This window comes from Rhodoflexus sp. (assembly GCF_053489755.1).
On the sequence record NZ_JBRCHD010000059.1, the window covers coordinates 22509 to 49128 of the forward strand.

The following is a 26620-nucleotide window of genomic DNA, read 5'->3' on the forward strand; positions in this document are numbered from 1 at the left end:
AAAAAAGCCCTCGAAAAGGGCTTTTTTTATTGAGTTAATCACCAAACAAATGATTACAAGTAACATCCGACCTGCAACACTTAGTGTTTTAAGTCTGATCATTGCTCTGTTTATTTATGCCTGTCAGCCAAAAATGAGCCGGTCGTCAGGTAGTAGTGGCAATGTGGCAAAGGGAAAATCCAAAGAGATTCCAGTTGCAGTAGAGGCAGCCGACTCTGAGGAGAAAGATTCGATCAACACATGGGACACAAGTGTAGGTGTGTGGGCGCCTACGCGCTGGCAATACAATCCTGAACGCACCCGACACTTCAAGTTGAAGCATACCAAACTCGAAGTATCGTTCAACTGGCAAAAACGGCATTTAAACGGTGTTGCGACGCTAACCATGCAGCCGCACTTCTTCCCGCAAGACAGTGTTATTTTAGATGCGAAGGGTTTCGATCTGCACGAGGTGCTGCTGGCAGACAAATCGGGCAAGGCGCTGGGCTATTCCTACGACGGCAGTCAAATCCGCATTGGCTTAGACAAGACCTATACCCGCAACGACGAGCTGACACTGCGCATCCGCTATACAGCCAAGCCCTACGAACTGAATACACAGGGCAGCGCTGCCATTACCGATCGCCGTGGTTTGTATTTCATCAACCATACGGGCGAAGATCCGCACAAGCCGCAGCAGATCTGGACACAGGGCGAGACCGAAGCAAGTTCCTGTTGGTTTCCGACCTTTGATGCGCCTAACGTAAAAACTACGCAAGAGATGTTTATTACGGTAGATACTGCCTTTGTTAGCCTGAGCAACGGGCGTTTGGTGAGTTCTAAGATCAACAAAGATGGTACGCGTACCGACCACTGGAGGCAAGACCTTCCTCATGCGCCTTATCTTTTCATGATGGCTATTGGTAAATATGCGGTTATCAAAGATACCTGGCGCGGCAAAGAGGTGAGCTACTACGTAGAGCCTGAATATGCGCCCTATGCAAGGGCAATTTTTGGGCGTACTCCTGAGATGATGACCTTTTTCTCCGACCTGTTAGACTATCCTTATCCTTGGGACAAGTATGCGCAGGTTGTTGTACGCGACTTTGTATCGGGTGCCATGGAAAATACCTCTGCCTCCATCTTCATGGAGCAACTGCAGGTTGACAATCGCTACCTGATAGACGACAACTGGGACAATATTATCGCGCACGAGCTTTTCCACCATTGGTTTGGCGATTTGGTAACTTGCGAAAGCTGGGCAAACCTGCCGCTGAACGAGTCGTTTGCCACCTACAGCGAGTACCTCTGGCAGCAGCATAAATACGGGCAGGATGCGGCAGACGAATTCTGGCAGACAGAGTGGGAGCAATACCTGAACGAGTCGTATTCCAAGCGCGAGCCACTGATCCGCTACTATTACCGCGACAAAGAGGACATGTTCGATAGCCATTCCTATGCCAAAGGTGGGCTAATTGTGAATATGTTGCGCAATATTCTGGGGGATGATGCCTTCTTTGCTTCCCTGCGCCACTACCTAAAGAAGCATCAGTACGGCAAAGCCGAGATCCACGACCTGCGTCTGGCTTTTGAAGAAGTTACAGGCATGGACATGAACTGGTTCTACGATCAGTGGTTCATGAGTCCGGGACATCCTGAGTTAGACGTAAACCATACCTATGCCGATGGCTTGCTGACGATTAATGTAAAGCAGGTACACGATACTACCTATACCCCCGCTGTCTATCGTTTGCCGATGATGCTGGACTATTGGGTAAACGGTCAGAAAATCAGACAGAAGATCGAAATCAACAAGCGCGAGCAGAGTTTCCGTTTTGCTGTGGCGCAAAAGCCCGACGCAGTTGTATTAGACGGCGATGCGCAATTAGTAGGCATTATCCGCCATGAAAAAACCAAAGAAGAGTGGATGTACCAACTTAAAAATGCTGAAAGAATGCTTGTGCGTCGTAAAGCCTTAGAAGCACTGCAAAAGATGTGGGAAGAAGCAGATCAAGACAAGGCAGGAGCTAATGAGACAGCCTACAACGAAGTGCTGCTTGCTGCTGCTGTAGAGGCGCTGAACGACCGCACTTGGCAGATCCGTCAAATGGCAGTACAGATGCTCGAAAGTCAGGAGCAATTAGAAGAAAATCTGATTGATAAGATCAAGAATATCGCGCTCAACGACGAGCATTCGCTGGCGCGCGCTTCTGCTGTTAATACCCTTTCGGGTAGGGTTAATCCTTCATTTTTTACCCATACCATGAAAGACAGTTCTTACACCGTATTAGTCAATTCCTTGTATGCTTATGCAAATTCGGGCGGCGAGGATGCGATTAGCTATGTAGAGCAGTTTGAAGGTTTACAGAACTTTCTGGTTGTCAAAACATTGGCAGAATTTTACAGCTATTTTAAAGTATTAGACAAATACGATTGGTTTGTGAAGGCGATGGCCCGCCGCAGTGGCTTTGAACTGAACTACATGTTCAACTACTTTGGCAGTTACCTTGCCGAACAGCCTGAGGCAATGCAGTTGGAGGGGGCAAAAGTGCTGGCAGACTATGCCCGTCGCCACAGCAACTACGAAACGCGTATTTCTGCCTTTGGTGCGCTTGTTTTTATTGACGAACTACCGAGCGTTAAAGCGATGATGGAAGACATTAAAAAGTCAGAAAAAGACGAGCGGGTATTAGACTATTATCGCATCATGTTCAAATCTAATGAGTAAGCCCGTGCTGCTAATAACGGGCGCAAATGGACAATTGGGGCAAACCCTGCGCCAGATAGCGCCCGCCTACGATGCCTTTGCATTCGTTTTTACAGATATTGATACCTTAGATATTACCGATACGCAAAGTATAGCCGAAGCCTTTGAACGCTATCGCCCCGATTGGTGCGTCAACGCCGCCGCCTATACGGCTGTTGATAAGGCAGAAAGCGCGCGCGAGGCGGCTTATGCTGTCAATGTGGAAGCGGTACAATTGTTAGCTGCGGCTTGTAGAAATTACGGCGCAACTATGCTGCATATTTCTACCGATTTTGTATTCGATGGCAGCAAGTCCGTTCCGCTGAGAGAGGAAGACCCAACTGCACCGCTGAATTACTATGGCGAAAGTAAGCGACAGGGCGAACTTGCGTTGCAAGGAGCCGGAATCCCCCATATAATTGTACGGACTTCATGGCTGTATTCGCCGTATGGTAATAATTTTGTGAAAACCATGCTGCGCCTTGGCAAGGAGCGCGTCGAACTTAAGGTCATTGACGATCAGATAGGTACGCCCACTTTTGCCGAAGATCTTGCCCATGCTATCATGACAATAGTCGGGCATGACCACAGTGCAGCGCCCGCTTACGGTTTGTATCACTACAGCAACGAAGGTGTGGCTTCATGGTACGATTTTGCCCATGCAGTTTTTGAGTTTGCCCGATTAGATATTCGCTTGCATCCAATACCGACGAGTGAGTATCCTACGCCTGCGCGCCGTCCGCATTATAGCCTGATGAACAAGGCTAAGATTAGAAAGGCTTTTGATTTGCAAATTCCGCATTGGCGCGAAAGCCTGCACAGGTGTTTGTTGCAAATGGATATGCAGCAATTTTAGGACTGCGGCTTGTCGGCTGCTATGGCTTCGGGTTTGGGCAGGTAAAAAGTGAAAGTAGTGCCAACGCCTACTTCGCTATGTAGTTCTATATCGGTATTGTGTTTGTCGAGGATGTGCTTCACAATTGCCAGCCCCAGCCCGGAACCACCTTGTTTGCGCGATCTGCTCTTTTCGATGCGGTAGAAGCGCTCGAAGATCCGTCGCTGATGCTCGCGCGGAATACCCGGCCCGTCGTCGGAAACCCTGACCTGTACGCGGCTGTTGTCTGCCATAAAGCCCACTCTGACCTGCCCCTGTTCATTGCCGTATTTGATTGCATTACTAATCAAATTGGTAAGCACCTGCACGATTCGGTTATAGTCTGCGTGTACGAAAAAGCGCTCGTTAGGTGGGTTTTCCAGATATAATGCTATAGCGCGGCGAGCGGCTTTTTCCTCCAATTGCTCAAATACATTGAGCGTTAGTTGTACGATGTCAAAATCTTCGAACTGCATCGTAATTTGCCCCGACTCTATCTGTGTGAGTGTGAGCAGATCTTGTACGAGCATACTCAATCCGTCCAGACTGCGGGCGGCTTTTTTGAGGAATTTGTACCGCACGTTTTCGTCGTCAATTGCCCCGTCGAGCAGCGTAAGCACAAAACCCTGTGCTGCAAACAAGGGTGTTTTCAATTCATGTGATACATCGGCAATAAACTCCCGCCGAAAAGCCTCCATTTTTTTAAGTTCGTCAATTTCTGACTGTTTTTGAGAGGCATATGCCAAGATCTGCTGATTTGCGCGTTTGAGCGGGTTGCCAGAAGGTTTCAGATTGTCTAACAGTTCGGCAGCAGCCTTAAAATCCTGCCGGTTGATTTTGTCAATGGCTTTGTAGAGGTTTTTGATCTCGCGAAAAATTAGGAATTCGAGCGTGATAAAAGTCAGGATAAAGCAGGCAGCAAAGGCAAGGCAAAACGCAAGCACAATGACAAACGTACTTACATCATTAACTAGAGAAAGAAAAGCTGCCGTAATAGCAGCCACTGAAACAGCCAAGAGCAGGGCGACTGCACGCGAATTAATCAGCATTATTCGGGCGCTTCAAATTTGTAACCTACACCTTTAATGGTTTTGATATAGTGTTCGCCTATTTTTTCGCGGATGCGGCGGATATGTACATCTACCGTGCGTGCCAATACGTACACATCATTACCCCAGATGTTTTGCAATAACTCATCGCGATTGTACACCTTACCGGAATTGCTTGCCAGAAAGAAGAGTAGTTCAAACTCTTTTTTGGGCAATGCTATCGGCGTATCGCCTTTATAGAGCGTGTAGCTATCGCGGTCAATAGATAAATCGCCAATCTCAATCAAATGGTGCTCTTCAGAAGAAGTTTTTTGCGATTCGCGGCGGAACACAGCATTGATGCGGCTCATCAGTGCGCGCGGCTTGATGGGTTTGGTTAGGTAATCATCAGCCCCATTGTCAAAGGCAGCTACTTCCGAGTACTCTTCCGAGCGCGCCGTGAGGAAGATAATAAACGTATTGCGCATTTCGGGCATTTCTCGGATTTGGCGGCACGCTTCCACGCCATCCATCACAGGCATCATAATGTCCATCAAGATCAGTTCGGGCTGGAAAGATTGGGCCAGCGTTACTGCTTTTTTACCATTGGTAGCAGCTTTGACCTCATAGCCCTCCTTTTCGAGGTTATAGGTGAGCAATTCGAGAATATCCGGCTCATCGTCCACCACCATCACTTTATGGGCTTTTGTCGTCATGTAGGTCATGGTTTATTCATACAAAGTTACTTGCTTGCGCTTTACTTTTGGTTGAATGGAGCGTAAAGAATTGGTTAAATTTAGGGCTTGAGCAGGTAAAAACGCCTGCCCGATTTGCTATCTGCAATGCTGTCTGTAATCACATTGGTTGGATAGTCGGTGAAACGAGCGCGTGCTGAGGAGTAATCAGGTAGCCCGTGCGATGTTTTCAAAGAAAGTCTTCTTGACTTTTCAGAATAGTAAAGTGTGTATTTAAATTGCTTACCTATGACAACACTCAATTTAGACAAATCTTATTGGAGCAGCCGCTATCGCGCTTGCGAAACAGGCTGGGACATTGGCCGCATCAGCACCCCGCTAAAAGAATACATAGACCAGCTGCCTGAGGCTGCAAAAAGTAGCCGTATATTGATTCCCGGGGCAGGCAATGCGTACGAGGCAGAATACCTTTGGCAACAGGGTTTTAGTAATGTTTTTGTGGTGGATATTGCCGCCGAGCCGCTGACGAACTTGCGAAATCGCATTCCTGATTTCCCTGAAAATCAACTCATAGAAGCCGATTTTTTTACCCTGCGCGGCAATTTCGATTGGGTGATCGAGCAGACATTCTTTTGCGCATTGCATCCTACATTGCGCGCCGATTATGCCCGTAAAATGCACGAACTAATCGTACCCGGCGGCAAACTGGCCGGAGTGCTGTTCAATGCCCCAATGAACAGCGACCGTCCTCCTTTTGGCGGCCATGCAGAGGAATACCGCCAATATTTTGATCCTTATTTCCGCTATAAACATTTTTCACCTTGCTACAACAGCATTAAACCACGTGCAGGCAGCGAGTTGTTCATCTGTTTAGAGCGTTTTTAACTAATTTTAGGCTGTAGGGTAGCTGCCAATCGGGGCATAGTTCGTAAATTGCTGCATTAATTGCCTCAATACGTATGTTGCTGAAAATCTTCAATGGTTTTTTGGCAGGTATTTTTGCCTTGTTTGCATGGTTCCAACTCGACGATCCCGATCCTTATTTGTGGACAGGCATTTATGGCAGTGTGGCAATAGTTTCGCTTATGGCGCTGTTTCGCATTTACAAGATGTGGACGATTGTTACAGGCGGAGTGATTTGTACAGGTGGCGTGCTTTATCTGCTGCCCAGCGTTTTCGACTGGCTAATGAATCATTCGGAAGTAAGTCTGATAACAGGCATGTCGGCAGATCGGATGTATATCGAAGAATCTCGCGAATGCTTTGGACTGATGCTGGCATTGGCTTGTTTCATTTTTCATTACTTTTCGGCAAAAAAATTGAATTAAATGGTTGGTATTATCATGGGGAGCAAATCTGATCTGCCCGTTATGCAACAGGCAGCAGCAGTGTTAGACGAGTGGCGGATCGCTTACGAGCTTACCATCGTTTCGGCACATCGCACCCCGCTGCGCATGGTAGCCTATGCGCAAACTGCCCGCGAAAGAGGGCTGAAAGTAATCATAGCAGGTGCAGGTGGTGCAGCGCATCTGCCGGGCATGGTGGCCGCTATTACCACTTTGCCCGTTATTGGTGTACCAATAAAATCATCCAATTCCATAGACGGTTGGGACTCGGTACTTTCTATTTTGCAAATGCCTGCCGGCGTTCCCGTAGCTACTGTAGCGCTGGATGGGGCTAAAAATGCAGGCATTCTGGCAGCGCAAATCATCAGTACCTACGACTATCGGGTAGCAGAAGCACTGGCAGCTTTCAAACAGTCGCTTAACGACAAGGTGCTAGAGACCGTTGCGGAAGTAGAACACATAAAAGACGTGAAACAATGAACCGCATTATTCAACTCATGGCAGGGCTGCTCTTGCTGGCAGGGCTGCTGACTGCAGAAAATGCGCAGGCACAAGGCGAGCGCAAAGTGATCACCTTTTCGGGTATTATCGTGGATGGCGACAGCTCCTACGGTGTGCGCGGCGTACACGTGTACGTTCCTCGTGCAGGACGCGGAACAGTAACCGATCCGTTGGGCTTTTTTACTATGCCTGTGCTTGTAGGCGATACGGTCGTTATCAGTGCCATAGGCTACAAGACGCATAAATTGGTGATTCCGCGCCGCGAAGACAACGCCTTTTCAGTGATGATTAACCTCAATATCGAAAGCACATTCCTGCCTGAGGTAGAAATCTTACCTTTCCCTACCGAAGAGTTGTTCAAAGAAGCCTTCATTGCCCTGAAACTTCCCGATCAGGAAAAGTACGAAAATATGGAGCGCAATCTGGCACAGGAGCGCTTAGTGCGCATGTCGGCAGCTATGCCAATGGATGGTAGCCTAAATTACCGCAACTATATGAATACCAGTATCAATACGATGGCCAATCGAAACTTTGCCACCACGCTGCCTTTGCTTAATCCTTTTGCATGGGCGCAATTCATTCAATCTATCAAAAGAGGGGACTTGAAGAAAAAGAAAAACGATTAACCAAGTTAAATTGCATAATTTTGCACCCCAAGTAATAAATCATCAAGAAACGCCGAAATGCAAAGTAAATAAATGGGACTTTTTGACATATTTTCAAGCGATATTGCCATTGACTTAGGTACGGCCAATACGCTGATCCTACATAAAAATAAAATAGTAGTAGATGAGCCATCCATTATTGCGATGGATAAAGCTACTAACAAGGTGATCGCCATTGGCAGAGATGCCATGATGATGCACGAAAAAACGCACGAAAACATCAAGACAATCCGCCCGCTGCGCGACGGGGTAATTGCCGATTTCCATGCCGCTGAACATATGATTCGCGGTATGATCAAGATGATTGATACCGGAAAGCGGCTCATTTCTCCCTCTCATCGCATGGTCATTTGTATTCCTTCGGGCATTACCGAAGTAGAGAAACGTGCGGTACGCGATTCTGCCGAGCATGCAGGCGCAAAAGAGGTCTATATGATCCACGAGCCTATCGCCGCAGCCATTGGTATCGGTATTGATATCGAAAAGCCTGTTGGAACGATGATCGTTGATATTGGAGGCGGTACAACTGAGATTGCGGTTATCGCACTTTCAGGCATCGTTTGCGACCAGTCAGTACGCACGGCCGGCGACGTATTCAATCGCGATATTCTGGACTATATGCGCCGCCAGCACAACCTGCTGATTGGCGAGCGTACTGCAGAGCGAATCAAGATAGAAGTAGGTTCTGCACTTGCAGAGTTAGACAATCCGCCCGATGACTATGAGGTACGCGGGCGCGATCTGATGACAGGTATTCCAAAGGTAGTGAAGGTTTCTTATCCCGAAATTGCCTTTGCAATTGATAAGTCTATTTCCAAAATAGAGGAAGCCGTACTTAAGGCATTGGAAATATCCCCGCCTGAACTTGCTGCGGATATTTATGACAATGGCATCCACCTGACAGGTGGCGGTGCATTGCTGCGCGGCTTAGACAAGCGACTGTACATGAAAACTAAACTGCCAATTCATGTGGCAGAAGATCCTTTGCGTGCTGTTGTGCGCGGTACAGGCGTGGCTCTTGCTAAGTTGAATGAGTATAAGAGTGTTTTGATGACCTAATTCTCAACCGAAACAGTGCGGCAATTACTGCTTCTGTTGGCTCGTTACAGAAACTTCTTTCTGTTTTTATTGTTAGAACTGCTTGCCTTCGGACTAATCGTAGGCAATAATGCCTATCAGCGTGCAGCATTTTTTAGCTTTATTTCGAGCATTGCTTCTTCATATAACCGTACGCGCGAGTCCGTCCGGCAGTATATTTATTTGCAGCAACGCAACGAAATTCTAGCAGAGGAGAACGCGCTTCTGTTGAAAAGACTCAACCAACGCAGCCAAACCGGCGAGAGTCGGTGCGATTCGCTTTACATTAGTGGCTATGATTTTATCCCTGCGCGTGTAATTGCGAATTCTACAGCCTTGCAAAATAATTATATCATGCTCGACAAAGGCACCAATGACGGTGTAGCACCGGGTATGGGCATTATCGTAGCTAATGGAGTTGTCGGTAAGATCAAGACCGTTACCGCAAATGCTTCAATTGCCTACTCTTTCCTGCACAACGACCTGAGCGTATCTGTCAAAATCAAGCGATTAGGTGTTTTGGGTACGCTCCGATGGGGTAAAAGTAATATCACGGAGGCAGACCTTTTATATGTTGGACAACACGAAAAGGTAGCTTTGGGAGATACCATCGTTACGGCAGGTTTCAATGCGGTGTACCCTCCCGATTTGCCTATTGGTATCATATCCGGCATCCGCTATGGTACCTCTGCGATTAGCGGAAATGCCTTCTTAGATCTGCAAGTGCGACTGAACACCAATTACGCCGCATTGAGTCAGGTGTATATTGTCGGGCATAAGCAGGCAAAAGAGATAGAGGAGCTAAAGAAAAAAGCAGCTATTCCAAAAGCAGCTCAAAATAGTGCCTTATGATTAAACAATATTTCGCTACGTTCGTCCGCTTTGCTGTTTATGTTTTGCTGCAAGTCGCTTTTTTTAAAGATGTAGTTCTCTTCGATCAGGCGTTGTGCTTTATTTATTTAGTTCCGCTCTTGCTGCTACCCTTCGATACCAAACCCTGGCAACTGATGTTACAGGCTTTTTTACTGGGCTTTTTGGTAGATGTTTTTTACACTACCGGTGGACTACATACGGCAGCTTGCACACTAATCGCCTTTCTCCGCCCATATTTGCTGAACCTCATTGTTCCCAGCGGAGGTTATGATACTTCTGCACAGCCTCTTTTATCAGTTATGGGTACGCGCTGGTTTCTGACCTACAGCAGTTTGATGGTCGCCATACATCATTTGGCACTTTTTCTCATCGAGGCTTTTCGTCTGTCAGCAATTACCCATGTACTGCTGACAACTTTGTTCAGCAGCATTTTTACAGTAGTCGTAATTACCGTTTTTCAGATCCTGTTCCATCGCAATTGAGTTTTATTCTGCCATTATGTCAGTTTGGCTGCTGAAACACGGGCGTGGCATATGCCTTGTGAAAATCATTGGGAATGAATGATTAAACATCTTCAACCATTGTATCTGATCTCACAACAGCAATAAAACGACAAACAATTATGGGAAAAATTATCGGTATTGACCTTGGCACCACAAACTCATGCGTGGCAGTAATGGAAGGCAATGAGCCTACCGTTATCGTGAACAGCGAAGGCAAACGCACTACACCGTCTATTGTAGCATTTATGGACAACGGGGAGCGCAAAGTAGGAGACCCTGCCAAGCGTCAGGCAATTACCAACCCCAAGAATACGGTAATGTCTATCAAGCGTTTCATGGGTAAGAAATTTAACGATGTGCAAGGTGAACTTGCCACTGTTTCTTATACAGTAGAACGCGGCAACAACGATACTCCTCGCGTGCGTATCAAAGATCGTCTTTATACACCACAGGAAATTTCTGCGATGATCCTCCAAAAAATGAAGGCAACCGCAGAAGAATATCTGGGAACTACGGTAACTGAAGCCGTTATTACGGTGCCTGCTTATTTTAACGATGCAGAGCGCCAAGCCACTAAAGAAGCCGGACAAATTGCAGGTTTAGATGTAAAGCGCATCATCAACGAGCCTACTGCTGCTGCACTCGCCTATGGCTTGGATAAGAAGCACAAAGACATGAAAATCGCTGTATTTGACCTAGGTGGCGGTACGTTCGACGTGTCTATTCTGGAACTGGGCGATGGCGTATTCGAAGTAAAATCAACAGACGGCGATATCCACTTGGGTGGCGACGACTTTGACCAGTGCATCATCAACTGGCTGGCTGATGAGTTCCAGAAAGACGAAGGCGTTGACCTGCGCAAAGACCCCATGGCATTGCAGCGCTTAAAAGAAGCAGCAGAAAAAGCTAAAATTGAACTTTCAAGTTCTTCTACAGCAGATATTAACCTGCCGTATATTATGCCGGTAGATGGCATTCCTAAACACTTGGTGCGCACCCTGAGCCGTGCTAAATTCGAGCAATTGGTAGATCATCTGGTACAGCGCACATTAGAGCCATGCCGCCGCGCAATGAAAAACGCAGGATTGACTCCCGCCGATATTGACGAGGTGATTTTGGTGGGCGGTTCTACTCGCATTCCAAAAATTCAGGAAGAAGTTGAAAAATTCTTTGGTAAGAAGCCTTCCAAAGGTGTCAACCCTGACGAAGTAGTGGCTATCGGTGCGGCTATTCAGGGCGGTGTACTCACCGGTGAGGTAAAAGACGTGCTTCTGCTCGACGTTACCCCGCTTTCGCTGGGTATTGAAACCATGGGTGGCGTATTTACCAAACTGATTGAAGCAAACACCACTATCCCAACCAAAAAATCGCAGATATTCTCTACTGCTGCCGACAATCAGCCTTCAGTAGAAATTCACGTATTGCAGGGCGAGCGTGCGATGGCCAAAGACAACCGCACCATTGGTCGTTTTCACTTAGACGGCATTCCACCTGCCCCACGCGGTGTGCCGCAAATCGAGGTAACGTTCGACATTGATGCCAATGGTATTCTGAACGTTTCTGCAATGGATTTGGGTACACAGAAAAAGCAGCATATCCGCATCGAAGCCTCCTCAGGTCTGACCGAGCAGGAGATCCAACGGATGCGCGAAGAGGCACGCGCCAATGAGGCAGCTGATAAAGCAGAAAGAGAAAAAATAGAGAAAATAAATGCCGCAGATTCTATGATTTTCCAGACAGAAAAGCAGTTGAAAGAATACGGCGACAAACTATCTGCGGGTAACAAGTCGGCTATTGAGGCAGCACTGGCAGATTTGCGTAATGCACACGCACAAAAAGACGTAGCAGCAATTGACCGCGCGATGGAAGCCTTGAACGGCGCATGGAATGCCGCTTCGCAGGAGATGTATCAGGCGGCAGGAACTAAGGGCTCAGCAGCAGGTGCAAACGGCGCAGCGGGTAATAGCGAAAACCCTGACGTTACTGACGTAGATTACGAAGAAGTGAAAAAGTAATTGCTGAACAGCATATCAAAAGCCATTCCGATTATTGTGGGATGGCTTTTTTTGTAATTAGCCTCAGAAAGAACTCATCCTAAAATGAATCATCTACCATGCAGTTTTTATCCCATAGAGATTTCATATTGGTAGTAGCATTGAAATCATCCCTGCCCCTTTTTCCTGACTTCCGCGTTTTAACACCCAAGCTGAAAAAGTCGCGCAAGTAATCTTTGTTCCTCGGTGAGCAGTAGTATTTTCTTTTTGGCTTGCTGCTTTTGGGGTAACAAAACAGTTATTTCGCAGATAGTTTCAGTTATTTCAAGTGCTTTGGCAGGGCTGAATGGTGCTTGTACGGTTTTTAGTTGCCGTTCCAGTTCTTTGTAGATTTTGTAGGCGGCAAAAGAAATACAGATATGTGCCTCAATTCTTCGCTGCAACCGGTGATCAATCGGTCTGATTTTCAGGTCTGATTTGGGCCTGCTCTATTTGCCAGAGTTGCCCGTAGTATTCTATAATTTGTTGGGCTGACAGATTCGTATTGGTCAGATAACCTTTCAGACCGTCCCAACGCTCATCCTGTCTGAGTTTCTCGCGGTCAATGCTTACAGTGGCTTGCCCTTCAATGGTAAGGAATTAAATTAACACCCAAAAACCATTACAGCAACATGTTAACTCATTGATTTTATTGTAGTTGCAAAATTGTACGCAAAAAAGCGCGGAAGTCAGGAAAATGATCGCCCCAACTACCTACCCATAAGCGAATCCATGTCCACTATCGGAAGGTAAATACTCTTTGTAGTGGAAGGTGCCATAGCTAAGACTGCTTGCCGCGTTTGCCCAACTCAATTACCTCTAACTGACTGATAGCAGCCATACTGTATTGGGTTGCATCAACGGCAAATCGCAACAGCGTGCGCATCTGATGGAAGCCCTCGTGTCCGGCAGCACCCGGGTTGAGATGCAGGAGGTTTCGTGTAGTATCGGGAATGATCTTTAAAATATGCGAATGCCCGCAAATGAAAATATCAGGGCGAATGCTGTCTAGTTGTTTCTTGATCGCTGCCGTGTATCGCGGCGGGTAGCCGCCGATATGCGTCATCCAGATTTTCAGGTTGCCGCATTCAAACAACTGGTGTTCGGGGTAGGTTTGGCAAATTTCGCGGTTGTCAATGTTGCCGTACACAGCCCGCAGCGGCTTGATAGCAGCCAGTTGCGCTGCGACTTCGAGGCTGCCGATGTCGCCGGCATGCCAGATTTCGTCGCAGCCCATAAAAAAATCTGATACGCGCGGATCTAAATAACCGTGCGTATCAGAGATCAGTCCGATGCGAATCAATGACATTAGACTTTTATTTTGCGAAGCTCACCGAGCGGGTTTCGCGGATGACCGTAACTTTGATCTGACCGGGATACTGCATGTCCTTTTCGATCTTTTGCGAAATATCGAAGGACATTTGACTTGCTTTCTTGTCTGATACGTTATCCGCATCTACAATTACGCGCAATTCCCTGCCTGCTTGGATTGCATAGCATTTGTTTACACCCTTAAACGAAAGGGCAAGTGCTTCCAGATCTTTGAGGCGCTGTACGTAGCTTTCCATCATTTCGCGGCGAGCGCCCGGACGCGAGCCGGAAATAGCATCGCAAGCCTGTACGATCGGTGCGATGATAGATGTCATCTCAATCTCGTCGTGGTGCGCACCGATCGCGTTGCAAACTTCCGGATGTTCCTTGTATCTCTGCGCCAGTTCCATTCCCAGCAGTGCATGCGGCAGTTCGTGCTCTTCGTGCCATACCTTGCCAATATCGTGCAGCAAACCTGCGCGTTTAGCCAACTTCGGGTTCAATCCCATTTCGGCAGCCATAATGCTACACATTTTAGCTACTTCTTTGGAGTGTTGCAGCAAATTTTGTCCGTAAGACGAGCGGAAACGCATCCGTCCGACCATTTTAATCAGTTCAGGATGCAGTCCATGAATGCCTAACTCGATTACCGTGCGCTCACCAATCTCAACAATTTCATCTTCGATGGCCTTTTGGGTTTTGGCAACCACTTCCTCAATGCGGGCAGGGTGTATGCGCCCATCGGCTACGAGGCGATGCAGCGCCAGTCGGGCAACTTCCCGACGCACAGGATCGAATCCTGAGAGAATAATTGCCTCAGGCGTATCATCAACGATAATTTCGACACCTGTTGCAGCTTCGAGTGCACGAATATTGCGTCCTTCCCTACCGATGATTTTGCCTTTGAGATCGTCGCTGTCTAAGTGGAATACCGAAACACAATTTTCGATGGCGTGTTCGGTAGCTGTGCGCTGAATGGTATTGATAATAATCTTCTTAGCCTCCTTTGTTGCTGTGAGGCGCGCCTCTTCCATGATATTTTTAATCTCGGCGGCGGCTTTGGTTTGTGCTTCGCTCTTGAGCGCATTGATGAGCTGCTCGCGGGCCTCGTCTGCTTTCAGATTGGCAATGGTCTCTAATTGCGACACCTGTGAGAGCCGCAGTTGCTCGGCTTCTTCGATCTTTTTAGCAGCAATATCCATTTGCTTGGCAATGCTTTCGCGCAACTTCTCGTTTTCCTCTAACTTCTCTTTGAGTTGCTCTTGTGCCTTAGTGAGGCTTTGCTCTTTCTTTTTCAGATTGGCTTCTATCTGCTTGAGCCTGTTCTCGTACTGCTTGATCTTTCCTTCGTTAGTGATGATTTGCTCTTTGCGGCGGTTCATGTCGTTTTCAAACTCAGCTTTCTGCTTAAGGAAACGCTCTTTGTATTCGATCTCCTTGTTTTTCCAAACACTTTCTGCTTTCAACTCAGCTTCTCTGATGATCAGCGATGCTTTTTCGGCAGCCTCATACTCTTTTTGTTTGAAAACCCGCATCAACAGGAAGTACCCGATGCCAATACCTACTAGCAGGGATACGATAGCAATAATTACGTCCGTCATTGTCAAACTGTATATATAAAAATGATACCATCATGCAGGGTGCTGCCGGCAACGCAATGAACGGACGGTTAGAAGAAATCAGAACGGGAGAACAGTAACTATAATGTATCAGGGATCAGGCGTTCCAAATCTATAATTTTCTGCATAACGGCTGCTGTACTTTCTCGGAGTGTCAACTCCTCCACTACTTTATCAAAGGCTACCATTGCCAGTAGATCCTGCTTATCGTAGAGGCGCATCCGTTCCTGTTTATCCTGAATACGTTGTCTGAGCAGTGCAGCAGCTTCCTCAAGTAATGGCGCGTCCTCAGGTGCAACCTTGAGGCTGTATTCCCGATTGGCAATCATTACTTTTACACTTTGGATCTGCATACCTACACTCAATTATTTATTCAAATACTGTTTACTCATTTTTGGGTAGTTGATCGGATAAAAAAAATAACGCGTGATCTATTTTTTTTATGTATTGATCCAGCCACTCTTTTAATTCTTCCACTGTCAGATCATTGGTTGTCAGTGATGCAGCTAATTTACCTACTAGTATATCTGCCTTTTGAGCAGCTTTGTAGGAAGTTTCCTGCATATTGCTAATCGTTGCGCGAAGGTTGCTAACTTCTTCTGCTAACTGCAAACGCTGCCGCTCTGCTTCCCTGTAGGCACTCAACAGACGGATTATTTTATCTTCCAGCCGTTGTAAGGCAGCTTCAGGGCTGTCAGGAGGATATTGTGTTACAGGTATCTCAGACGAGGTAGTCAACTCAACAGCAAACGATTACTTTGATTCTTAACTAACAAAAATACAAAGTCGGTTTTAATAATGCAAAAACAAAGGTAGAGATCTTGTTAAATTAGTACTGAAATGAATCAGCTACCACGTAGATTTTTATTCCGTAGGGATTGCATATTGGTAGCATTGAAATCAACCCTGCCCCTTTTTCCTGAGACTGTCCAAAAAGGATGAATGTAGCACAGACTTCAGTCTGTAGCTATTTGATAATCAAGCGATTAGCAAATTACAGACTAAAGTCCATGTTACTTTTTGGACAGCCTCGATTTACCCATCATGCAATTCATACTGGTATAAGGTTAAAATCAACCAATCATTAGGTAGGTGCGCGGGTACTTGAGCAGGTTACTTTTCGGTGTACCACTAAGGGCAATAGCCAGCGTAAGCGGGCCAATTCGCCCGATGAACATGGAGAGGATAATAACAATTTTGCCACCTACACTGAGCGAAGAGGTCAAGTTCATGCTTAGCCCTACGGTAGCAAAGGCAGAAATCTGCTCAAAAACCAATACGTGGATAGGCTGCCCCGCTTCGGTGATTGTGAGCAGCAACACGGCAAAACTGTTGTAGGTAAATGCAAAAAGCAACAGCGTAAAGGCGCGGCTGACCAACTCGTTGGGAATATAGCGCTGCTCGATAATGATTTTTTTCTCGCCGCGAATGTTGCGAATGGCAGAAAGCAAGACAAGTGCAAAGGTATTGATCTTGATCCCGCCTCCCGTACTGCCGGGAGCCGTCCCGATAAACATCAGGAAGATGCACAAAATAATCGTTGGATTTTGCAAAGTGCTAAAGTCCATCGTATTGAAGCCGGCTGTGCGCGTTACTGCTGACTGAAAAAGCGCCGTAACAAAGGCTTGCCCGATGTTAAGCACCCGCAGCTGATCATACTCCAAAATCATAAAGGCCAGCGTACCACCTGTCAGTAGAATAAGCGTTCCTGCCAGTGGAATCTTGGTGCTGAGTTGGAGCTTTTTCCAAGGTCTGGCAATCCGCTCGCGGATATTAGCAGGTGAAAAAATATCTTCGATCACATTAAAGCCCAGCCCACCAAATACAACAATAATGACGGTAACGAAATGAAGACCGAACATTTCATGAATGAAAAAATCGTGGTTGTAATAGCCATCGGTAAAAAGGCTAAAACCTGCATTACAGAATGCGGAGATAGAATGAAATACCGAGTAAAAAATGCGCTCCCCTGTATTGGCAAAGGGACTTGCGCCGCCTTCCCAGCGATCGTCGCCCCATGCATTGTAAATCGCAATCGCACCTAGTAGCTCAATGATAAAAGTGATCGTAACAATTTTGCGCAAGGCAGCCTTTGCCTCTGTGAGCGACTCGGCGCTGAGGTGGTTTTGTAGCATAGACTGTTGCTTAATGCCTACCCCACCACTCATAAAAGTGGCGAAAAACGTGGCGAAAGACACCACTCCCAAACCACCCAACTGGAATAAGAGCATGATTACGACCTGTCCTTTAGTTGTAAAAAAAGTGCCGGTATCTACCACAATCAGACCCGTTACACAGCTGGCGCTGGCCGCGGTAAACAAGGCATCCAGAAAAGTAATTTCTCCCTCAACCGTCATTGAGGGAAGCATCAGCAGCCCCGTGCCTATTAGAATGAGTAGCGCAAAACTGGCAATGAAAATAACCCCCGGCTTTACCTTGATCTCTGCCAGCAGCGTTGAAAGCCGCGCCAGATCCAGTATCGTTAGCAGGAGCATAAAGACCCCCGTCAAGTGCTCGTATATCAGCGGTGCAGGATTAATGGAAAACAGAAGCAGATAGTACAAAACCGGTGGTATGCCTATCAATTGCTCCAGAACGATATGCGCCACCAGTAGCCCATACAAAACCGATTCCAGCGGCGATTGCTGCAAAAAGGTCAAACGATTGATACTGAAAAACCAGCGCATAAGAAAAACGAGCAGGAACAGCAGCAGCAGCATTTTGTACATGTACTTTATTTGCTCATATGCCTGCGGCGCATGTATGAATCCGTAGCGATAGATCAGCAGCAGCACAGTCAGCACAGAGGTCAGGTAAGAAAGCCACCGCAGCAAGCGATTGACGGATTCGCTGTATTGAAAAAAGAAACTATCGAAACGGCTCCAAGCCATAATTTAATTTTTTCTTACTTTGCAAATGTAAGCAACCTGTAAGTAGTACACCTGAAGTTAGCTTTTATTTGACCTACCCAACTTTGCTATGTCGAAAGATACAATCATTCGCCTGCATGATGTTGTTATTATGCACAACCAACAACAGCCCGTCATCAAAGGTGCAGGTTTTGCAATTGACAAAGGGGAGTTTGTTTATCTGCTGGGAAAAACCGGCAGCGGCAAAACCTCGCTGCTGCGGGTATTGTACGCAGATCTGCCGCTGGCAGGCGGTACGGGCGAGGTAGCAGGGTATCGTTTGGGGCAAATCAGTCGCAAAGAAATGCCCTTTCTGAGGCGTAAATTAGGGATTGTTTTTCAGGATTTTCAACTGTTCAACGACCGCAGCGTAGCAGATAACCTCCTGTTTGTGATGAAAGCCACCGGATGGACAGACCGCGTACAAATGAAAACACGGCTCAGCGAGGTGTTGATGCAGGTAGGGTTACTCAATACGGCAGCAAAAATGCCGCATCAACTCTCGGGAGGAGAGCAACAGCGCATTGCAATCGCTCGTGCGCTCATCAACGAGCCGTACATCCTCCTTGCCGACGAACCTACGGGCAACTTAGACCCGGCAGTAGCTTCTGATATTTTGGATTTGTTTGTGCGCATCCACCAGCGCGGAACAGCCGTACTCATGGCAACGCACAATCACAGTTTCCTGAGACGTTTTCCTGCCCGCGTGTTACTCTGCGAGAATCATACCGTGCGCGACATTCCCCGCGAGCACATCATCCGCAAAATCAACGAATAACAATAAAATTAGCCAAAGAGGGTCTTCATTTCCACATTTGTTACAATGAACAAATCCCCTTTGGCTTGAAAAAGTAATTAGTGATGGAAATTAGCGAGCGATGCGGATGGTTTGAGAAAGAACTTGCTCGCCACAGGTAATAGTGAAGGTGTAGTTACCTGAAGGTTGTTTGGAGAGGTTAAAAAAGCGGGAGAAATCTTCGGCAGTTGAGCTACCGCTGTATATTTCGTCGCCTTTTTCATTGAAGATCCGGATGTACACCTTCTCTTGGGCAAAATTCTGGAAATATGCCAAATGGAACATTCCTTTTTGTGCTCCTTCGGTAACGTTCATCACTAAGTTATTGGCTTCTTTGCCACTTACCTCTACCATTCTGCTGGTTACACCATTCTTGCCAACCAGTTCGAAGCGGTAAGAACCTTTGCCCAACATGCTCACGTCGTACAAGCGAGCAGCCGATTGTACAATGGTTTCCTGATGTACTACATTTCCTTCTTTGTCTCTGATTTTCAGGACTAATTTCTCACCTGCCGAATTGTCGCAAGCAAAAACCACTTTTTCAGCATTTTTAACTGCTGCAACGTTGAATCTGGGTCCGTCGGCGGCCCAAAGCGGAGCAGCAACCATTCCGGCTGCAACTACCAGTACTGCTTGAATCAACTTTTTCATTTTTGTAATGAATTAGGTTAAACATTTAATTCATTGCAAAAATAATCTGTTATTTTAAAAAAGTTGCAATTTTTGAGCAGTTAATTTTTTAAATTGCTGATTATCAATATATTAAATTTTAATATTTAACAATTGTGCAATAATAGATACATATTACTGATTATTTTGCAAATCGCTACTTATGGATCAGATTTGTCAGGTGCTCGATTAACAGTTACAGCAGCTATTCCAAAGTAGCTCGCAAATGAACGGTTGAGCCAGTAATTGCTGTTAACTTCCAAATCTCCTTTGTAGATCATCGTGGGCATAGCTTGCAGGCTATCCAACACAAGTACCTTTTTTTCCGCCCGGGATAGACCGATGACGTGATAACGACTTTTTACCTCTGCATCGTATCGGGCAGCAGTGCCGGATCTGATATCAACCCAAAGAAATCGCATATTGGACACGTACTGCGGCAAAAGCAAGGTTGCGATCATCGCCGCAAAAACGACAGGCCGCAACCATGTGCCGGTTTCTCCAACAACCCATTGCCGCCGAATAAAAGCCGCCACATAGACTAATGAAACCAACCAGCCTGTTAGAAAGAATGCTATCCCCGTATCAATTTGTCGCAGGGCAATGTAATTCACCAGCAACTTGGGCACTGCAAACCACATATACCCAAAGCCAAAAGTCAGTACAAAGGGCAACCACAAAGGCATCGGCAGGCGGGGAGTGATGCGCTTCTCTATCAGCCACGCTACCAGGGCAAGCGAACTAAGCATAAAAAGACTGTCCGACAACCACTTGGCAACGTAGTCCCTGTACATATTGAATGCAAAATATAAAGGCGACAGCACAGGACGATCCAGCCAGCCCTGATGCCCGCTTTCGGATATGCGACGCAACGAACCGGGTGCTGCCAGTATCAATCCTAATAGCACCACAGCCACCACAAGCAGCAAGCCTAAAGGCAGGTATAGCTGGCGTTGCCCCTGCCAGCCTGCATAGCACAATGCACCTACGCACAGCCCCACAATCAGAAGCGACACAACAGGATGCGTACCCAAGGCCGCAACCATCGCAAGAAAAAGTAATCCGAACTGAGTTATTCTTGCCTGCTCGCTGCTCAGATAACGTCCAAGTAATACCAAGAATACAATCGCCAATGTGTATGAAGAAGCATAGGCAATAGCGGACATGCTCCAAAAAAACGTTTGCGCGGGGCTTTCCATTAGCCTGAAAAAGACAGCGAAAAAGCCGAGCGCCAACAACCCGTAGGTCTGTAAAGAGTTACGGGACAAAAGCGACCTTATCCCTACAAAAAAGGTAGCCAGATAGGTTAATATAATTGCGACGGGCACTACGCGGAACCCAATCCCCTGCACATCTGCGGGTTGAAAAATAGCCTGTGCGAAAACGCCTGTATATGCCGCAGAGCGCTCCATCAGCGCCATTGCAGTTTGCCATATACTCTGTGTGCGCACCAATAGACCACTCACCTCAAAATCGTCAGCGCCGGCATGGTTGTATCGCGCAATGTAGAAAAGCGGCAGGATCATCCATACAAGCACAAACGCACCATACACCCAAGGCAAGCGGTTCAATAATCTTTCTAGCATTCCGCACCTGTTTTACAATTCGTAAACTAAAATAATTTCACGGCCAAATCGCACAAAATGACCTACTTTTGTGTTTGTATTTAGTCTAAATCCCATTGTATTTATGAAACCTGCCTATAACGTTGAAAATCTGTATAAGAAGTTCATCAACATCTACACAGAAGCCGTTCCGAATCCTAACGCTATGAAGTTCGTTGCCAACACGATGCTGGCTGTCAACGAAGAGACTGTTAAAGATTATCCCGATGCGGCTTCGGCTACCGATTCGCCTCTGGCGCAGGAGCTGTTCAAGTTTCCATTTGTGCAGCGCGTATTCATTGCCAGTAACTTTGTAACCATCACCAAAGACGAGGCTTCAGACTGGGCGGAGCAAGTGCCCGTTATACGCCACTTCTTGAAAAACTACTTAGAAGAAGGCAGCCCTGTTTTTGAAGGAGGCGAAAGCGCAGCGCAAAACCCTGCGCTCAACCCCGACGACTCGGAAGCGGTGAAAAAAATCAAAGGCATTTTGGACGAGTATATCCGCCCTGCAGTTGAAATGGACGGCGGACATATCATGTTCCACTCTTTCGAGCCTGAAACAGGGGTGGTGAAAGTGCTACTGCAAGGTTCATGCAGCGGTTGTCCTTCTTCTACCATTACACTCAAAGCGGGTATCGAAAATCTGCTGACGCGCATGATGCCGGGCGAGGTTAAAACCGTTGTGGCAGAAGGTGTATAAGCGCTTTATTGTTTGAGAAAGTCTAACAACTGTTGCATAGCGCGTGCGCGGTGACTGATTTGTGTTTTCAGCGCTGCCTCCATCTCACCAAATGTAACGGCATAGCCATCGGGTTGGAAAATAGGATCGTAGCCGAAACCATTGCCGCCGCGCGGCGATTGTGTGATTGCTCCTGTAATAACTCCCGTAAAAAGCCGCACAGTGCCATCGGCTTGTGCTAATGCAATAACTGTTTTAAATTGCGCCCTGCGATCGCTGACATTGCGAAGTTCTTGCAATACGCGCTCATAATTGGCTTTAAAATCGCGCGAAGGGCCTGCATAATAGGCAGAATGTACGCCCGGTGCGCCGCCTAAGGCAGCTACCTCTAACCCGCTGTCATCTGCAAAGCACGGTATCCGATACTTTTCCCATACGTAACGGGCTTTGTATGCTGCATTCCCTTCGATTGTTGCATCAGGTTCGGGAATTTCTTCTGTGCAGCCTATTTCGTCTAAGGTTAGTAAGCGGAAATTGCCGCCTAATTGAGCGGCAATTTCTTCACGCTTGTACTGGTTGCGTGTAGCAAAACAAATCTCCTGTATCATTGCTGACGAACGACATTGAGTATCTCAATATCAAATTGCAGAATTGCATTAGGCGGGATGGTAACCTGTCCTGTACGCGGATCGGTTTGGCTTTGGCTGCCATAGCCCAGCGACGAAGGAATAATCAGAATACCTCGCTCGCCAAGGCGCATCAGTTGCAAACCTTCTGTCCACCCTGCAATGACCTGCGTGCGACCAATGCGCACCCCAAACGGCCGATTGGAAAAGCGACTGCTATCAAATATCCTGCCGTAGAGTAGATTGCCTGTGTAGTGTACAGTAACCGAATCATTGACACGCATCTTTGCGCCAACGCCTTCTGTGGTTGGAATGTAAACCAAGCCGGAGGGGGTGCGCTGAAAATTCGTGATGTTGTTTTCGGCCAGCCAGTCGTTGATAATGCGATCTTCTCTCTCGCGCAATACCTCTACACTAACGCTATCCCTATTTCTACAGGCGCCTAAAATAGCCACTAATCCCAAAAAGAGTATGAAACAAACAGTTTTGTGCATAGTTGTTAAATGGTGTCAGGTATGGCAAATTTATACCAAAAAACTGACAGATTAGGTACAGATGATTGACAGGCAAATTGCCATAAATAAAAAAACACTTACAAATGCTTGTAAGTGTTTTTGCGGAATGGACGGGGCTCGAACCCGCGACCTCCTGCGTGACAGGCAGGCATTCTAACCGACTGAACTACCACTCCGAACGCCTTTTTGATACCACAAAATTAGAATCCAATATTTATTTGTACAATACCCTGCATGAAAAAATCGTAATTTTTTTGAGGAAGCCCTTAAAGACAGCGTAGTAAAGGACGAATCTCTCGCATGAAAACAGCTACTGCAAAAGCGACCGACATTGCCAGATTTGCCACCTGATTCCAAATAAAATTTTGAAAATCAATTAGTTGTGCTGCATACACAACTACTATCCCCCCAATTGCATAGGCAATAGCAGGCTGCCAACGGTAGGGAATCGGGTAGAACTTTTGCCCGTAGTAAAGACATACTGCACTCATTGCAGCATAGCAAATCAAGTGCATCAAGGCAGCACCCATGTAACCCAGAACCGGAATCAGCAGATAATTGCCGCCAACCGTAAGCGCTGCACCCAGAGCCGCAAACCATGTTCCGTAGTGCGTGCGATCGGTAATTTTGAACCAAACGGTCAAGTTATAGTAAATGCCCAGCAGACAGTTGGCGAGCAGCAATACAGGCACTACGGCAAGTCCCTCGCGGTACGCATCGCTGCCCAGCAGCAGGTACTGTACCCAGTTAATATTTGCACCAATAACCACATACATCAGCAAGCAAACGATAATAAAATAGTGCATAATGCGGGCAAACAGTTCGGGCGAGTTTTTATTGGCAGCCTGCGCAAAAAAAAACGGCTCGGCAGCGTAGCGAAAAGCCTGCACGGCCAGCGTGATGAATACGCCGAATTTGAAACAGGCGCTGTAGATACCAATAGCCCCGTCGGTACTGATACCTGCATAAAAGCCTTCGGGCAGAAGCCATTTAAGCATCTGGCGGTCAATCACTTCGTTTACAATACCTGCCAGCCCCATGAACAGCAGCGGATAGGCATAGCGCAACATCGGCTGCAGCGTCTGCCAATGCCACTGCAAGCGAAAACCTTTGAATACAAAAGCAAAAGCAGGCAACTGTGCAGCATTAGCAATCAGGTTGGCGAGGAAAATATAGCCAACAGCCCACTCAGGCTTAAAAATCTGCTGCGCAAAATCCTGCATGAATAGGAAACTTTCCCCCGCGACAGCTTTCCGGCAAACATAAAGAAAGAAGAAATTCAGCCCTACGTAAAGGGAAATACTGCCCAGTTTGAGCGAAGCAAACAACACCGGACGACCTTCCAGCCGCAAGCGGGCAAAGGGAATAGCAACTATCGCATCAATGGCAAAAAGCAGGGCAAAACAGCGCACATACAGCCCCAGTCCGGGGTAACGGATCAGCGCTGCCAACTCATCAGCAAAAAGCCAAAGCAGCCCCGAACCCAATAGCGCCACAACGATAATAACTGTAATTGACTGATTAAAATAGCTTTGCAAATGCTGCCGCTCGCGGGTAGCAAAGCGAAAAAATGCGGTTTCCATCCCAAAAGTGTAAACAATATTGAAAAAAGCAGCATAGGCGTAAAAAACTGAATTAATACCGTATTCGCCGGGATCTGTAAAAACGGCAGTGTGGAAAGGAACCATCAGCACACTATTGACAGCACGCCCAATGATGCTGCTCAGTCCGTAGATAGCGGTTTCAGAACCAAGTTTTTTCAGAAGTCCCAATGCAATTTGTAATTTGAGCCAAAAATACAGTAATCGCTGATGCAAACCATTGCCCTGATTCATATTCGCATTGCCGATGCGGAAGACGCAGCCTTGTTAGCACACGTAGGGCGCACCTCGTTTTACAGTGCTTTTATTGATACGAGCGATGCAGCAGATATGGCCGACTACCTCGAAAAAGCCTTCAACGAAACGCAGATAGCAGCAGAACTTGCCGATCCTGATAATTATTTTTTCATTATGGAAAGTTTGCAGCACGAAGTAATGGGTTATGCAAAGCTCATTGCAGGCAAAACACACGACTCGCTGCCTGAGGGTAATTGGTGGAAGCTCCATCGGTTCTACCTAATGCCTGACTTCATTGGCAAAGGCACAGCAAACCTGCTGATGAACGAACTTAAGGATTTTATCAGCCAAAAAGGTGCAAAGGGTATGTGGCTGGCTACTTGGACCGAAAACGCCCGCGCCATTCGTTTTTATGAAAAAAACGGCTTTGTGGTTTGCGGCAACGACCGGTTTGTAATGGGCAATAGTGTTACTTGTGATTACGTGATGAAATGGGAGATGAAACAATAAGACAAGGCAGGAGCAGCGCACATCCTATCCCTGCAAATTTGACAAAAAATCTTATGTTTATACCATTATGAATTGCATGATGGGTCAATCGAGGCCGTCCAAAAAGTAACACGGGCTTGAGTCTGTGATTTGTTAGTCACTTGATAATCAAATAGCTACAGACTGGAGTCTGTACTACATTCAGCCTTTTTGGACAGCCTCAAGTAATCAACGAGCATGAGGAGGCGTTTTATTTTGACTGAATACACAGCAAATCAATAACTGGGAATCAAGGTTTCCTTGTGGTATTATTCCTAATTTTAAACAGTTTCACCAAGCGCGGTACGTAGTCTTCCGAAGTATCTATAAACAAGTAGTTAGCATTAAGTTGGTGGCATAACTTTTCAAGGACTTCGCGTTTCTGGCTGAATTGTCCTGCCACGCGCTCGCGGAACTCATCCGACGAAGTATTGACCCATATTGTGCGGCGCGTTTCTTTGTCCAACAGCGGTACAATCCCCATGGGTGGCAGTGTACTCTCTCTGTGGTCTGCCAAGTGAATGACGATCAGGTCGTGCTTTTTTGCCATAGCTTTCAGGTTGCGCTCGTAGCCCTCGTCCACAAAGTCGCTGACCAGCACTACGATACTCTTGCGGCGGATAATATTCATCGCCATCGCCATGGCCTTATCCAAACTTGTTTTGAAAGAGGCAGGCTCCAGCCGAAACATCGAACTAAGCAGTTCATAGACGTGTTTCGTGCCTTTTTTGGGTTTGATATATTTTTCGCGCTGATTGCTGAAGCAAAGTAAGCCTACCGAGCTGTTTTCTTTGAGTGCTGAAATTGTCAAAATGCCACAAATTTCGCGTCCGTAGTCAATTTTTTGTTGCTGAGGCTTGCCAATGTATTGCGAACCGCTGACATCTAATATCAGGAACACGTTCTGTTCCTTTTCTTCTTTGAAAGTTTTCACATAGATGCCGTGCCCTTTGGCACTTACGTTCCAGTCGATTGTACGGACATCATCGCCGTATTGGTAGGCGCGTACATCGTCGAACTCCAACCCCGAACCTTTAAAGACCGAGTGGAAGTCGCCCTGCATCTGTGTGTTGACCGCCTTGCGTATCTTGAGTTCGTAGCGGCGCAGTTTGAAAAATAGCTCACGAAGATTGTTTTCCAAGATCTGTCAGTTGTTATAAGCAAATCTACATAATCGGACAGGCTTTAGCAAAAAGCCTTCTT

General features: G+C 46.8%; 27 protein-coding genes and 1 tRNA gene. 13 read left to right on the top strand and 15 right to left on the bottom strand.

The window, feature by feature from the left end:
- Positions 1 to 49: 49 nt before the first annotated feature.
- Both ACWIP2_RS13470 and rfbD read left to right on the top strand, forming a co-directional pair.
- On the top strand, positions 50 to 2707 hold the full coding sequence (locus ACWIP2_RS13470) for a M1 family aminopeptidase (protein ID WP_448520465.1): 2658 nt from the start codon (positions 50 to 52) through the stop codon (positions 2705 to 2707).
- Positions 2700 to 3581 carry a dTDP-4-dehydrorhamnose reductase gene (gene rfbD / locus ACWIP2_RS13475; RefSeq protein ID WP_448520466.1) on the top strand — a complete coding sequence of 294 codons (882 nt, stop codon included), beginning with the start codon at positions 2700 to 2702 and terminating at the stop codon, positions 3579 to 3581. Before ACWIP2_RS13470 ends, rfbD begins: the two co-directional genes overlap by 8 nt.
- Here rfbD and ACWIP2_RS13480 read toward each other — a convergent pair.
- The 3 genes from ACWIP2_RS13480 to ACWIP2_RS13490 form a co-directional block, all read right to left on the bottom strand.
- The gene (locus tag ACWIP2_RS13480) at positions 3578 to 4648 is read right to left on the bottom strand and encodes a sensor histidine kinase (protein ID WP_448520467.1); all 1071 of its coding nucleotides are present in this window, start codon (positions 4646 to 4648) and stop codon (positions 3578 to 3580) included. The genes rfbD and ACWIP2_RS13480 overlap by 4 nt on opposite strands.
- Positions 4648 to 5343 (bottom strand): response regulator transcription factor, encoded by a 696-nt coding sequence (locus tag ACWIP2_RS13485; RefSeq protein WP_448520468.1) that lies wholly within the window; start codon positions 5341 to 5343, stop codon positions 4648 to 4650. Before ACWIP2_RS13485 ends, ACWIP2_RS13480 begins: the two co-directional genes overlap by 1 nt.
- 80 nt (positions 5344 to 5423) lie before the next feature.
- Positions 5424 to 5555, bottom strand: coding sequence for a hypothetical protein (locus ACWIP2_RS13490; RefSeq protein ID WP_448520469.1), 132 nt, complete (start codon positions 5553 to 5555; stop codon positions 5424 to 5426).
- A gap of 55 nt (positions 5556 to 5610) precedes the next feature.
- On the opposite strand from ACWIP2_RS13490, the gene ACWIP2_RS13495 reads away from it, so the two are divergent.
- The 8 genes from ACWIP2_RS13495 to dnaK all read left to right on the top strand — a co-directional run bounded on the left by ACWIP2_RS13495 (position 5611) and on the right by dnaK (position 12302).
- The gene (locus ACWIP2_RS13495) at positions 5611 to 6207 is read left to right on the top strand and encodes a methyltransferase domain-containing protein (RefSeq protein WP_448520470.1); all 597 of its coding nucleotides are present in this window, start codon (positions 5611 to 5613) and stop codon (positions 6205 to 6207) included.
- 74 nt (positions 6208 to 6281) lie between these two features.
- On the top strand, positions 6282 to 6650 hold the full coding sequence (locus ACWIP2_RS13500; protein WP_448520471.1) for a transmembrane 220 family protein: 369 nt from the start codon (positions 6282 to 6284) through the stop codon (positions 6648 to 6650).
- On the top strand, positions 6651 to 7148 hold the full coding sequence (purE, locus tag ACWIP2_RS13505) for a 5-(carboxyamino)imidazole ribonucleotide mutase (RefSeq protein WP_448520472.1): 498 nt from the start codon (positions 6651 to 6653) through the stop codon (positions 7146 to 7148).
- Positions 7145 to 7795: a carboxypeptidase-like regulatory domain-containing protein gene (locus ACWIP2_RS13510; protein ID WP_448520473.1), complete on the top strand. Its 651-nt coding sequence runs from the start codon at positions 7145 to 7147 to the stop codon at positions 7793 to 7795. The genes purE and ACWIP2_RS13510 overlap by 4 nt, the downstream gene beginning before the upstream one ends.
- Positions 7796 to 7867: 72 nt before the next feature.
- Entirely contained in the window at positions 7868 to 8893 is a 1026-nt protein-coding gene (locus ACWIP2_RS13515) for a rod shape-determining protein (RefSeq protein WP_448520474.1), read from the top strand.
- 36 nt (positions 8894 to 8929) lie between these two features.
- Positions 8930 to 9763 (top strand): rod shape-determining protein MreC, encoded by an 834-nt coding sequence (mreC, locus tag ACWIP2_RS13520; protein ID WP_448520475.1) that lies wholly within the window; start codon positions 8930 to 8932, stop codon positions 9761 to 9763.
- On the top strand, positions 9760 to 10266 hold the full coding sequence (locus ACWIP2_RS13525) for a Rod shape-determining protein MreD (protein ID WP_448520476.1): 507 nt from the start codon (positions 9760 to 9762) through the stop codon (positions 10264 to 10266). The genes mreC and ACWIP2_RS13525 overlap by 4 nt, the downstream gene beginning before the upstream one ends.
- A 140-nt stretch (positions 10267 to 10406) precedes the next feature.
- A complete protein-coding gene (gene dnaK, locus ACWIP2_RS13530; protein ID WP_448520477.1) occupies positions 10407 to 12302 on the top strand; it encodes a molecular chaperone DnaK in 1896 nt (631 codons plus the stop codon).
- A gap of 799 nt (positions 12303 to 13101) precedes the next feature.
- Here dnaK and ACWIP2_RS13535 read toward each other — a convergent pair.
- The 5 genes from ACWIP2_RS13535 to ACWIP2_RS13555 form a co-directional block, all read right to left on the bottom strand.
- Positions 13102 to 13629, bottom strand: a complete 528-nt coding sequence (locus tag ACWIP2_RS13535; protein ID WP_448520478.1) for a metallophosphoesterase family protein — start codon at positions 13627 to 13629, stop codon at positions 13102 to 13104.
- Positions 13630 to 13636: 7 nt separating this feature from the next.
- Positions 13637 to 15232 carry a ribonuclease Y gene (gene rny / locus ACWIP2_RS13540; RefSeq protein WP_448520479.1) on the bottom strand — a complete coding sequence of 532 codons (1596 nt, stop codon included), beginning with the start codon at positions 15230 to 15232 and terminating at the stop codon, positions 13637 to 13639.
- Positions 15233 to 15330: 98 nt separating this feature from the next.
- Complete coding sequence (locus tag ACWIP2_RS13545) at positions 15331 to 15603, bottom strand: cell division protein ZapA (RefSeq protein WP_448520480.1); 273 nt, start codon at positions 15601 to 15603, stop codon at positions 15331 to 15333.
- Positions 15604 to 15634: 31 nt separating this feature from the next.
- Positions 15635 to 15988 (bottom strand): hypothetical protein, encoded by a 354-nt coding sequence (locus ACWIP2_RS13550; protein WP_448520481.1) that lies wholly within the window; start codon positions 15986 to 15988, stop codon positions 15635 to 15637.
- A 335-nt stretch (positions 15989 to 16323) separates the two neighbouring features.
- On the bottom strand, positions 16324 to 18141 hold the full coding sequence (locus ACWIP2_RS13555; RefSeq protein WP_448520482.1) for a TrkH family potassium uptake protein: 1818 nt from the start codon (positions 18139 to 18141) through the stop codon (positions 16324 to 16326).
- A gap of 88 nt (positions 18142 to 18229) precedes the next feature.
- Between ACWIP2_RS13555 and ACWIP2_RS13560 the strand changes: the two genes are divergently transcribed.
- Entirely contained in the window at positions 18230 to 18937 is a 708-nt protein-coding gene (locus ACWIP2_RS13560; protein WP_448520483.1) for a cell division ATP-binding protein FtsE, read from the top strand.
- Between the two features lie 90 nt (positions 18938 to 19027).
- On the opposite strand, the gene ACWIP2_RS13565 is transcribed toward ACWIP2_RS13560, so the two are convergent.
- Both ACWIP2_RS13565 and ACWIP2_RS13570 read right to left on the bottom strand, forming a co-directional pair.
- Positions 19028 to 19606, bottom strand: a complete 579-nt coding sequence (locus tag ACWIP2_RS13565) for a hypothetical protein (RefSeq protein WP_448520484.1) — start codon at positions 19604 to 19606, stop codon at positions 19028 to 19030.
- Positions 19607 to 19785: 179 nt separating this feature from the next.
- Positions 19786 to 21210 carry a hypothetical protein gene (locus ACWIP2_RS13570; protein WP_448520485.1) on the bottom strand — a complete coding sequence of 475 codons (1425 nt, stop codon included), beginning with the start codon at positions 21208 to 21210 and terminating at the stop codon, positions 19786 to 19788.
- Between the two features lie 103 nt (positions 21211 to 21313).
- Between ACWIP2_RS13570 and ACWIP2_RS13575 the strand changes: the two genes are divergently transcribed.
- Entirely contained in the window at positions 21314 to 21931 is a 618-nt protein-coding gene (locus ACWIP2_RS13575; RefSeq protein WP_448520486.1) for a NifU family protein, read from the top strand.
- Positions 21932 to 21936: 5 nt separating this feature from the next.
- Here ACWIP2_RS13575 and rdgB read toward each other — a convergent pair whose 3' ends face one another.
- From rdgB to ACWIP2_RS13595, 4 genes are all read right to left on the bottom strand, one after another.
- The gene (gene rdgB, locus ACWIP2_RS13580; RefSeq protein ID WP_448520487.1) at positions 21937 to 22518 is read right to left on the bottom strand and encodes an RdgB/HAM1 family non-canonical purine NTP pyrophosphatase; all 582 of its coding nucleotides are present in this window, start codon (positions 22516 to 22518) and stop codon (positions 21937 to 21939) included.
- Entirely contained in the window at positions 22515 to 23030 is a 516-nt protein-coding gene (locus ACWIP2_RS13585) for an FKBP-type peptidyl-prolyl cis-trans isomerase (protein WP_448520488.1), read from the bottom strand. Before ACWIP2_RS13585 ends, rdgB begins: the two co-directional genes overlap by 4 nt.
- 123 nt (positions 23031 to 23153) lie before the next feature.
- Positions 23154 to 23227 (bottom strand) — tRNA-Asp (locus ACWIP2_RS13590).
- Positions 23228 to 23317: 90 nt separating this feature from the next.
- Positions 23318 to 24823 carry an oligosaccharide flippase family protein gene (locus tag ACWIP2_RS13595; RefSeq protein ID WP_448520489.1) on the bottom strand — a complete coding sequence of 502 codons (1506 nt, stop codon included), beginning with the start codon at positions 24821 to 24823 and terminating at the stop codon, positions 23318 to 23320.
- A 39-nt stretch (positions 24824 to 24862) separates the two neighbouring features.
- Between ACWIP2_RS13595 and ACWIP2_RS13600 the strand changes: the two genes are divergently transcribed.
- Entirely contained in the window at positions 24863 to 25399 is a 537-nt protein-coding gene (locus tag ACWIP2_RS13600) for a GNAT family N-acetyltransferase (RefSeq protein WP_448520490.1), read from the top strand.
- Between the two features lie 268 nt (positions 25400 to 25667).
- Here ACWIP2_RS13600 and ACWIP2_RS13605 read toward each other — a convergent pair whose 3' ends face one another.
- On the bottom strand, positions 25668 to 26558 hold the full coding sequence (locus tag ACWIP2_RS13605; RefSeq protein ID WP_448520491.1) for a DUF58 domain-containing protein: 891 nt from the start codon (positions 26556 to 26558) through the stop codon (positions 25668 to 25670).
- Between the last annotated feature and the right edge of the window lie 62 nt (positions 26559 to 26620).